Genomic DNA, 10,915 nt, shown 5'->3' with positions numbered 1-10,915 from the left:
CTCTGCAGATGATACCTCTTGAGCCAACAGGTCAAGGTCTTCCTCAAGAGTCGTTATTTCAGTTTCATCATCCAGTAATGCATTAAAGTAGTCATCAAGTGCTTGTTCACTGGACAGCACATCATTACTGCTCATCGAACGCCAACCTCTCCAGGTAAATCAGTAGCTGTTTATAGGCAAACACACCACGGCTACCAGATGCAAAATGCGAAGCTGGCAAGTGCTTTAAACTGGCATCGCGGAACTTGGTATCAATAGGCACCGCTGAGGTCCACACTTGATTTGGGTAATCTTTTTTCAGTTGCATCAATGTCTGCAATGACGCTTTCGTGCGCTTATCGTACATGGTTGGGACGATAGTCACTTTGAAACCGCCCGGGCGAGATTTTTGCATAATGGTTAGCGTACGCATCATGCGCTCCAGACCTTTCATCGCCAAAAACTCTGTTTGAACAGGAATCAAAATTCGGTCACTGGCTGCCAACGCGTTCACCATCATCACGCCAAGGATTGGCGGACAGTCAATCAACACATAGTCATAGTCTTGTGAGACAGTTTGCAGCGCCCGTTTTAAGATTAATCCCATACCACTGCGATTACCCATTACGCGATCAAGCGTGGCAAGGGACATATGCGCGGGAATGATATCCATTCCTTCCAGCTCTGTTTCTAAAATCAACGGCTTAACCGTCTCACGAGAAAACGTCTTCAACTGGAATAAATCAAATAGGCTCGAAGTTACTGCATCAGGATCATAACCGAGATAAGTAGTCAGTGAGGCGTGAGGATCAGTATCAACCATCAATACTCGATGGCCTTTCTGGCTCAATAAGCCCGCCAATGTCACTGTTGAGGTGGTTTTACCCACGCCTCCTTTCTGGTTAGCTACACTCCAAACAATCATGATGAATCCTAAGCTAGGCCAACTTCCACCAACATGCGTTCAGCAATGCGGTCAAGCGGTAAATCTTCTGAAGAAATGCCTGCTTTAGCAACCGCTTGGGGCATGCCATAAACAACACAACTTTCTTCATCTTGTGCCCAAATTGTTGAGCCTGAAGACTTCAACATGCGAGCGCCCTCACGACCGTCTGCACCCATGCCTGTCAACACTAAAGAGAGCACTTTGTCGCCATATACTTTTGCGGCAGAACCAAAAGTCACATCCACACATGGTTTGTAGTTCATGCGGTCGCCGCCATCAATAATGCGAAGACGAGCAGCGCCCGCTCGTCCATCTACCATCATTTGTTTCCCACCTGGTGCAAGGTATGCCACACCGGGCTGTAACACATCGCCATCTTGTGCTTCTTTCACTTGAATCTTACACAAGGTGTTCAAACGACTGGCAAACGCAGCAGTAAACGTTGCTGGCATGTGTTGAATCAATACAATCGGATGCGGATAGTTCATCGGCAAGCGCGTCAGAATTTTTTGTAGAGCAACGGGGCCACCTGTTGATGTGCCAATTGCCGTCAGTTGATACTTCTTACCAGAAGCACGGTACTTTGTCGCAGCAGGTCGAGTTGGTGTTGGAGTCACAGGTGAAGCCGTTCTTGAACCTAATGATCGAGTAGTCGTGCTGGTACTCGCTGTTGGGCGAGCGATAGGTCGACGCATGAAAGCGCGCTTCGAGGCAATCTGAATCACACGCTGTTGAAGTAATGACACCGCTTCTTCACGGTTACGCGCAATGTCCTCAAACTTTTTCGGTAAGAAGTCCAATGCGCCCGCATCTAGCGCATCAAGCGTAGCTTTCGCCCCGTCGTGGGTCAGGGACGAAAACATTAGAATTGGCGTTGGAGCAGCGGCCATTATTTCACGTACAGCTGTAATGCCATCCATCACTGGCATTTCAATATCCATCGTGATGACGTCAGGTTTGAGAGATTTGGCTTTCTCAACCGCCTCTCTACCATTTACCGCAACGTCAATCACTTCTAGGCGCGATTCTGAGTTGATGATTTCGCTCACGCGACGTCGGAAAAAACTCGAATCATCAACGACTAGTACTTTAATCGCCATCTTATTCCTTTTAATAACGTCAGCTTTGCTTAAAGGCGTGAAGCCGCAGCATATCGCTTAAGTAAATCAGGCACATCTAGAATTAATGCAATATGGCCATCGCTAGTAATTGTCGCACCAGCCATACCTGGAGTGCCCTGTAATAGATTATCGAGTGGCTTAATAACCACTTCTTCTTGACCAATAAGCGTATCCACAACAAAACCAACGCGCTGGTTACCAATCTGTACAATCACCACGTGACCGTGACCAGTACGCTCTTGGACGCTTTGCGATTTGGATGCCAACCAGTTTTGTAAGTAAAATAGTGGGATAGATTTCTCACGCACAATGATCGTCAACTGACCATCTACCACGTTTGTACGGCTAAGATCTAAGTGGAAAATTTCACTCACCGAAGCCAGTGGTAGAGCAAACGGATGACCGCCAACACCGACCATCAGAGTCGGTAAAATCGCTAACGTTAGTGGTACTTTGATCGTAATCTTAGTGCCCTTGCCTAGCTCAGAATCGATATCGATTGAACCGTTTAAGGTATTGATCGCCGTCTTAACCACGTCCATACCCACACCACGACCAGAAATGTCAGAAATTTTATCTTTACTTGAGAAGCCAGGTGCGAAGATAAGGTTGAAGCACTCTTTATCTGTTAAACGTGCCGCCGCATCTTCATCCATCATGCCACGCTTCACCGCGATGCCACGCAGTTTGTTCGGGTCCATACCGCCACCATCATCTACGATGGATAGTTCAATATGGTCCCCTTCTTGCGATGCTGACAAAATCACTTTACCTGTGCGTGATTTGCCGGCCTTCGCGCGTGCGTCTGGCATTTCAATACCGTGATCAACCGAGTTACGTACCAAGTGAATCAACGGATCGGCCAATGCTTCTACAAGGTTCTTATCGAGATCGGTTTCTTCACCGCGCATTTCTAGCACGATGTCTTTATTTAGGTTACGAGCCAAGTCACGGACAACGCGCGGGAAACGGCCAAACACTTTCTTAATTGGCTGCATACGCGTTTTCATTACCGCGCCTTGTAGATCCGCAGTTACCACATCAAGGTTAGCGACCGCTTTGGACATCTCTTCGTTGTCGCTATTCAAACCAAGGCTTAATAGGCGGTTTCGAACCAATACGAGCTCACCCACCATGTTCATGATGGTATCAAGCGTCGAGGTATCAACACGAACGGTTGCTTCAGCCTGAGGTTTTTTAACCGCTGGTGCTTTGGCTTCTTCTTTTACGGCGACTGGTTTAGATTCTGGCTTTGGTGCTGACGCTGTTTGAACGGGTGCTGGCTTAGCAACAGGCTCAGGTTTCGCAGGGCTTTGCTCTACGTTTGCTGAAGCAGGCTTCGTTGCCATATCCAATTCTTCTAGCGTTGGGCCTTTACCTGAACCATGTAGCTCATCGAGTAACTTTTCGAACTCTTCGTCCGTCATTAAGTCACTGTCTTGATTTGATGAAGATGACACTGGAGCGGAAGGCTCTGCCGCTTTAGGTGGCTCTACTGGTACGGATGCAGATGCAGCAGCCTCTGCCGTAGAAGGGCTTTTTCCTACACCGTGCAGTTCATCGAGTAAACGTTCAAACTCATCATCAGTGATATCACCACTTTCAACTGATGGTGCACTCGATTGAGGCGGTTCAGATGGCGTTGTAGGTGTCGCAGACATTGAGGTGCCTGGCGCTGAACCTTTACCATGAAGCTCATCAAGTAGCTTTTCGAATTCGTCTTGGGTAATTTCATCAACAGAGCCGACACTTGATGGTGCTGACGGCGCAGCAGGTTCTTCGATGATAGGCTCGGGAATAATAGGCTCTGGAGTAGCCACTGGTTCTTCAACTACGGTTGCCGCTACTTCATCTTCTGACTCAGGTTTGCATAGACGATGAAGTTCTTCAAGAAGCTCAGGGTCCGCAGCTTCTAACGGCTCACGATCTTGAACAGCCTGGAACTGGGTATTAACCGTATCCAAGGCTTTTAGCATCGTATCCATTAAGTTTTGCGTTACCGTGCGTTGACCGTTTCGTAAAACGTCGAACACGTTCTCCGCACCATGACAAGTATCGACTAGCTCTGCCAATGAAAGGAAGCCGGCACCGCCTTTTACGGTATGAAACCCGCGGAAAATAGCATTAAGTAAGTCTTTGTCTTCTGGGTTATTTTCCAATTCAACCAACTGCTCAGAAAGCAGCTCGAGAATTTCCCCAGCCTCAATGAGAAAGTCCTGAAGAATATCTTCGTCTAAATCGTAGCTCATACGTTACCTTTAAAATCCAAGACTGGACAACAAGTCATCGACTTCGTCCTGCGATGAAACCGCATCTTCTCTCAGTTCTGGATGAAGAATCGGGCCTTCGGCTTCGCTTGTTTGTGTATTCTTTTTATCTGCCGGTTCTGACAAAACTTGAATGTGTTCTTCAAGTTTATTTCCAGAGAATACGGTTAGGATTTCCACTAAGCGGCCTTCAACTTCATTAACCAACGTAATTACGCGGCGAATGATTTGGCCAGTTAGGTCTTGGAAGTCTTGCGCCATGAGAATTTCGGTCAATTGGCCGCGCAATTCAGTGCTGTCACCTTCGACTTGCACTAATAGCCCGTCAATTCGGTGGCACAGTGCTTTAAATTCGCTTAATTCTATGCGCCCGTGCATGAGTTCATTCCATTGAGGACGAACTTTTAGAAGGCAATCATGCAGGTTATCAGCGATAGGAAGGCAGCAGTCGACCGCATCCATTGTTTTGTTGGCTGCAAGCTCTGTCTTCTCGATCACATAATTGAGACGATCCCTAGCGTTAGGGATTTCGTCTTTCGCAATTTCGGTCATGCGCTGATCGAGACTGAACTGCTTGAGTGATTCGTGAAGGTCTCGAGTTAACGCTCCAATTTCTTGCAGCATTGGGTTATCGGCACCTTCGTAGATCGAGGCAACAAGCATATTGGCTTGGTCTTGTTCCCCGTTTTCTAGCATTTGAACGAGTGACTTCGCCTGCTCTAGTGAGATCATTCTGAATAGACCCTTTTACGTTTAGTTCTTCTTATCACTTTGAAAACGCTAAACGAGTCATTTAATAGGTATTTAATAATTGGTATGAATGACTCGAATAACAAAGAGAAAGAGAGAGTTATAAACGCTCGAAAATTTTATCTAATTTTTCTTTTAATGTTGCAGCAGTAAATGGCTTAACAATGTAGCCGTTTACACCTGCTTGAGCAGCTTCAATGATCTGCTCACGCTTCGCTTCAGCCGTGATCATTAGAACTGGCAGATGCTTAAGTTCTGCATCCGCGCGGATGTGTTTAAGCAAATCGATGCCTTGCATACCTGGCATGTTCCAGTCAGTTACAACAAAATCGAAGTCACCTTTTTTCAGCATTGGTAATGCGGTTAAACCATCGTCCGCTTCTTGAGTGTTATTGAAACCCAAGTCACGAAGCAGGTTTTTAACAATACGGCGCATTGTTGAGAAATCATCAACAATAAGGATCTTCATGTTTTTATTCAAAATTGCCTCCACTGAATCGTAAAATCAGTGTTTTTAGTCATTTTGTGTCCACGCACTGAGCTTGGTACGTAAACGTTGCATCGCTTGACTCAGTATTTGACTTACGCGAGATTCGCTTACGCCTAACACATCGCCAATTTCTTTCAAATTGAGTTCTTCATCATAATAAAGCGAAAGAACCAAAGCTTCACGCTCTGGAAGCTGTTTTATTGATTCAACCAGTGCTTTTCGAAATGATTCATCAACTACCCCTTTGAATGGGTTGCTGTCATCGGTTTCATCCGCCGGTGAAATCACATCATCAGAAACGCCTAAATCTTCAATACCGACTAATTTTGAGCAGTTGATATCGGTAAGAGCACTATGATATTGATCCAGTGTCATCCCGAGATGCGTGGCTACTTCAGAATCAGTAGGATCTCGATTTAATTCGCCTTCCAGCTCCGCAATCGCTTGGTTAATCTCTCGATTATTTTTATGAACAGAACGCGGTACCCAATCGCCTTTACGCATGTCATCTAACATTGCGCCACGAATACGGATACCTGCATAAGTTTCAAAGCTCGCACCTTTAGAACCATCATAATTCTGCTGAGCTTCGATAAGACCGATCATGCCGGCCTGAATTAAATCCTCTACCTGAACACTCGGCGGTAAACGGCCTAGTAGGTGGTGAGCAATGCGCTTAACCAACACTGAATAACGTTCAATGAACGCCTGCTGGCTATTAAATTTGCCATGTTGGTCATAGGTTATCGCTTTATTCACCAAAAGGGTCCTCTGCGAATTCGGTACGATTTAGCAACCTTTCCACAAAAAATTCCAAGTGTCCACTTGGTGTTTTCGGTAGTGGCCACGTCAACGCTTTGTTTGCTAGTGAGCTGATAGCTAAAGCGGCAGGCGAGCGTGGGAACGCATCAACGACAATTTTTTGTCTTTTTACAGCCTGTCGTACTTTATCATCTAATGGAATACATGCTACGAGTTCAAGGCTAACATTCAAGAATCGCTCTGTGACTAGTGTCAACTTTGCAAACAATTCTCGCCCTTCACGGTAGCTTCTGACCATATTTGCTACAACTTTAAAGCGTTGAACTTGGTGTTCTTTACTCAACAGCTTGATTAATGCATAGGCATCTGTGATTGACGTCGGTTCATCACACACAACTACAACCACATCTTGAGCTGCTCGCGAAAAACTGATTACCATGTCAGAGATACCAGCAGCGGTATCAATCAGCAGGACATCCATTTCGTCTTCAAGACTACCAAATGCTCGAATGAGTCCAGCATGCTGAGCGTGAGAAAGCTCTGTCATGCTCTGTGTGCCAGAAGTTGCAGGAATTATCTTTATACCATAAGGCCCTTCGACAATCGCATCTTTTAGCTCACATTCACCCGCTAAGACATGTCCTAGATTACGTTTTGCACGAATTCCGAGCATCACGTCCACATTGGCCAGACCTAAATCAGCGTCGAGAACCATCACCTTCTTGCCTTGGCGAGCCATACAAATCGCCAGACCCAGTGTTACGTTTGATTTCCCCACACCACCTTTGCCGCCAGTAACAGCAATCACTTTGGTCAACGATGGTTGTGTTAAGCGACGGAGGCCGCTTGCTTGATCGTGTATCATATTCTCAGTCATAGTAGTCCGCCGCCTTAGAGTCCTTCACTGTCACTGTTCCAAAAGTGAGGTTCGTTCTCTGTCGACTTCTCTAACAGTTCATTTGCTTTCGCAAGCATATATTTTGGTTGCGCTATCACAATGTCTTCTGGTACGCGCTGACCATTAGCGATGTAAGCTACTGGCATTGCGTTTTGAATCACTACACTGATGAATTCGCCTAGGCTTAATGACTCATCAAGCTTCGTCATAATACAACCCGAAAGTGGTATACGTCGGAAGTGATCCAGCGTTTCTTGTAGAACACGACGTTGTGCGGTAGCCGGCAAAACAAGGTAGCTGTGAATCACTTCTCCGCTCTCTTGCATTAGAGTGTCGAGCTGCTCGGAAAGCCTCACATCTCGTTGCCCCATCCCTGCCGTATCGACCAAAATCAGTCTTCTGTTTCTTAGCTGATATATAACATCGGCTAACTCGTTAGAATCTTTAGCAACTCTTACGGGACAACCCATGATTCTTCCATAAATTGAGAGCTGCTCATGTGCACCTATGCGATATGTATCTGTTGTCACAAGGGCCACATTGTCGGCACCGTATTCCATGGCTGCGCGTGCTGCCAGTTTCGCTACGGTCGTTGTTTTCCCAACCCCCGTCGGACCCAACAATGCGACTACGCCACCACGTTTTAAAATGTCCTGTTTAGGAATATTGATTTGGTCCGCCACCAGCGACAATAACGCTTTCCACGCTCGCGCTGGCTTTGTATCTTCCGGGATGTAACAGGCCATCTGGTCTGCTAACTCCGGAGAAACGCCCATTCGCTCTAAGCGCTTAATCAGCATTGCTCTTAGCGGCTCACGGCGTTCTACTTCTTGCCACATCAGGCCAGAAACTTGGTGCTCCAACAGACGACGAATTGACGTCATCTCTTCGCGCATGCTTTCTAGCTCATCTGCCGATTCGTCACGCTCATCGCTTGGGCGACGTCGATCATAGCGCGTCGGGTCCAGCTTGGGTGTCGGACGTTCAAATCGATTGTCCTGTGCGATTAGCTTCGCCAAGGGTGAATCTGGTTGATATGGCGCTGGCTTTTCTTGGTTGTAGCCGTCGCGATGCTTATTTTGGCGTTGCAGCAAAGCAGAGAGCGAATCTTCATTTTCCGCTACGTGATCGTCAGCATCTGCTGCACCACCGCTATATTGCTTAAGCATATTAGCGAATCGCTGCGTCATTGAGCCTGTTTTTTCATTGTTACTGTTATTACTGTTCAGGCTAATTTTATCTTCATCTAAATGACGATCTTGGTAACGATCAGCAGAAGACGATGACATTTGACGATGTTCGTTATAGCGATTCGATTGAGAAGCACCGCGATTTTGCTGTGACGCTGCGCTTGCTTGAGACGGATTAGATTCACTATCTATCGCCGCAACAATCGCTACTCCACCAGCCACTTTCTTGTTTGACATGATCACCGCTTCCGCGCCTAACTCCTCTTTCACTTGGAGCAGCGCCGTTCTCATGTCTTTGGCAAAAAATCGCTTTATTTTCAAACTATGAATCCATTAATGATGCGTGAGATCAGTTACCCACGGCTTGCACAATTCTGATCTGTTTTTCATCCGGGATTTCTTGGTAAGACAGTACCCGGAGATTAGGTATTGTGTTCTTCACAAATTTCGCCAACGTCGAGCGTAATACACCAGAAGTAAGCAGAACGGCAGGTTCGCCTTTCAGTTCTTGTTCCTGTGTCGCTTGGCTTAGTGAAGACTGCAATCGCTCAGCGAGTCCCGGTTCAATCCCCGCGGATTCGCCTCCTGATGCTTGCATAGTTTGATGCAATATTTGTTCCAGTTCAGGTATCAAAGTAATCACTGGTAACTCAGGCTCTATACCATTGATTTCTTGAACAATTAGACGTTTAAGACTAATTCGAACTGCTGCCGTCAATATGTCAGCTTCTTGACTCTTACTTGAGTACTCAGCCAAAGTTTGAACAATCGTGCGAATATCGCGGATTGGAATGGCCTCGTTTAACAAGTTTTGTAGGACTTTCACCACCACACCTAATGGTAATTGGTCAGGAACAAAGTTCTCGACTAACTTAGGCGCGCTGCGCCCCAACATTTCTAATAAATTCTCTACTTCTTCATGACCAATTAGCTGTGATGCGTTGTTGGTCAATAGCTGGCTTAGGTGCGTCGCTAATACCGTTGATGAATCAACAACCGTATAACCCAGAGCCTGCGCGTGCTCACGCTGATCTTCTCGGATCCATACGGCTTCCAGTCCAAAAGCAGGGTCAATGGTTGGCTCACCATCAATCATGCCATACACCTGACCTGGGTTAATCGCTAGCTCTTGATCCGGACGAATCTCTGCTTCGCCCACCGCAACCCCCATCAATGTAATTCGGTAACTGTTTGGGGTCAGCTCAAGATTGTCACGAATATGAACCGCTGGAATTAGGAACCCAAAATCTTGCGATAACTTTTTACGCACGCCTTTTACGCGCTCTAGCAGTTCCCCACCTTGGTCTCTGTCCACCAAAGGGATTAAGCGATAACCGACTTCCAAGCCAATAATATCGACTGGCTGGACGTCATCCCAAGACAGTTCGCGCTGTGAGGAAGGTTCTGTACCTTCGTCTGCTGTTGCTGGTAAAGCGGGCTCTTTCGCTTTCTGCTTCTGCCGTTTGTCGATGAAATATGCCGCTGCACCGGCCGCGACTGCCAGGCTCAAAAACGCAAAGTGTGGCATGCCCGGTACGATGCCCATCACACCAAGAATAGCCGCAGTAATCATCAGCGCTTTTGGGTTGTCGAACATCTGGAAGACCAGTTGTTCCCCCATGTCTTCATCGGTGTTTTGGCGCGTCACCATCATTGCCGCTGCAATCGACAGCAATAGCGATGGGATTTGTGCGACCAAACCATCACCGATTGTCAGTAAGGTATAGATTTCAATCGCTTCACCGAAACCCAATCCATACTGCGCCATACCGATCGACAGACCGCCGACGATGTTGATAAACAGAATCAAAATACCGGCAATCGCGTCACCTTTTACGAACTTCGAGGCACCATCCATCGAGCCATAGAAATCCGCTTCTTTGGTCACTTCAAAACGACGAACTCTTGCCTGCTCTTGGTCTATCAATCCGGCATTCAAGTCGGCATCAATCGCCATTTGCTTACCCGGCAACGCATCAAGCGTAAAGCGAGCACTTACCTCAGAGATACGACCCGCACCTTTGGTCACCACCATAAAGTTGATGATCATTAAGATGAGGAAAACCACTAGGCCGACCGCGTAGTTACCACCAATAACGACGTTACCGAACGCCTCAATTACGTTACCTGCCGCATTACCGCCTTCATGACCATGCAGTAAGACGACACGAGTCGAGGCAACGTTCAAAGCCAAGCGGAGCAACGTGGCGATCAGCAATACCGTTGGAAAAGCAGCGAAGTCCAAAGGGCGACGTGTGTAAACGGTCACTAACAACACCACCATCGACAGCGCGATGTTAAAGGTGAAGAACATATCCAGCAAAAATGCTGGAATCGGCAGTACCACCATCGCTAGGGTGGCCAAAACCATCACCGGAGCACCAATAGCTGGCATTTCACGTTGAGGGATTCGTGGCAATTTATCTGCAAACGGCAGGCTTAACTTCATACTGCGAGAGATCTCAATCGATTGAAGCGTCACGTAAGCTCTTACTATTAATACGCGACCGCT

Annotated in this window: 9 protein-coding genes and 1 pseudogene; all 10 read right to left on the bottom strand. The window is 46.9% G+C overall.

Annotated features, from left to right (window positions below):
* A pseudogene (locus R7R24_RS08365) lies at positions 1 to 135 on the bottom strand (chemotaxis protein CheW); the annotation flags it as partial.
* Positions 125 to 904, bottom strand: a complete 780-nt coding sequence (locus tag R7R24_RS08360) for a ParA family protein (RefSeq protein ID WP_005380505.1) — start codon at positions 902 to 904, stop codon at positions 125 to 127. The pseudogene R7R24_RS08365 and the gene R7R24_RS08360, both read right to left, overlap by 11 nt.
* A gap of 8 nt (positions 905 to 912) precedes the next feature.
* Positions 913 to 2,025 carry a protein-glutamate methylesterase/protein-glutamine glutaminase gene (locus R7R24_RS08355; RefSeq protein ID WP_005380504.1) on the bottom strand — a complete coding sequence of 371 codons (1,113 nt, stop codon included), beginning with the start codon at positions 2,023 to 2,025 and terminating at the stop codon, positions 913 to 915.
* 29 nt (positions 2,026 to 2,054) lie between these two features.
* Positions 2,055 to 4,295: a chemotaxis protein CheA gene (locus tag R7R24_RS08350; protein WP_191116229.1), complete on the bottom strand. Its 2,241-nt coding sequence runs from the start codon at positions 4,293 to 4,295 to the stop codon at positions 2,055 to 2,057.
* 9 nt (positions 4,296 to 4,304) lie between these two features.
* On the bottom strand, positions 4,305 to 5,045 hold the full coding sequence (locus R7R24_RS08345) for a protein phosphatase CheZ (protein WP_005380502.1): 741 nt from the start codon (positions 5,043 to 5,045) through the stop codon (positions 4,305 to 4,307).
* A 118-nt stretch (positions 5,046 to 5,163) separates the two neighbouring features.
* The gene (gene cheY, locus R7R24_RS08340) at positions 5,164 to 5,532 is read right to left on the bottom strand and encodes a chemotaxis response regulator CheY (protein ID WP_017635949.1); all 369 of its coding nucleotides are present in this window, start codon (positions 5,530 to 5,532) and stop codon (positions 5,164 to 5,166) included.
* 45 nt (positions 5,533 to 5,577) lie between these two features.
* Positions 5,578 to 6,312 carry an RNA polymerase sigma factor FliA gene (locus tag R7R24_RS08335; protein ID WP_005380499.1) on the bottom strand — a complete coding sequence of 245 codons (735 nt, stop codon included), beginning with the start codon at positions 6,310 to 6,312 and terminating at the stop codon, positions 5,578 to 5,580.
* On the bottom strand, positions 6,305 to 7,192 hold the full coding sequence (locus R7R24_RS08330) for a MinD/ParA family protein (RefSeq protein WP_005380498.1): 888 nt from the start codon (positions 7,190 to 7,192) through the stop codon (positions 6,305 to 6,307). The genes R7R24_RS08335 and R7R24_RS08330 overlap by 8 nt, the downstream gene beginning before the upstream one ends.
* Positions 7,193 to 7,206: 14 nt before the next feature.
* Positions 7,207 to 8,724 (bottom strand): flagellar biosynthesis protein FlhF, encoded by a 1,518-nt coding sequence (gene flhF / locus R7R24_RS08325; RefSeq protein WP_033907111.1) that lies wholly within the window; start codon positions 8,722 to 8,724, stop codon positions 7,207 to 7,209.
* 28 nt (positions 8,725 to 8,752) lie between these two features.
* Positions 8,753 to 10,852, bottom strand: coding sequence for a flagellar biosynthesis protein FlhA (gene flhA / locus R7R24_RS08320; RefSeq protein ID WP_025998722.1), 2,100 nt, complete (start codon positions 10,850 to 10,852; stop codon positions 8,753 to 8,755).
* Positions 10,853 to 10,915: the final 63 nt, after the last annotated feature.

The sequence above is a fragment of the Vibrio sp. 704 genome (assembly GCF_033339295.1).
The sequence above is the reverse complement of the archived record's forward strand: the minus strand, read 5'-3'. Positions and strand labels throughout refer to the sequence as shown.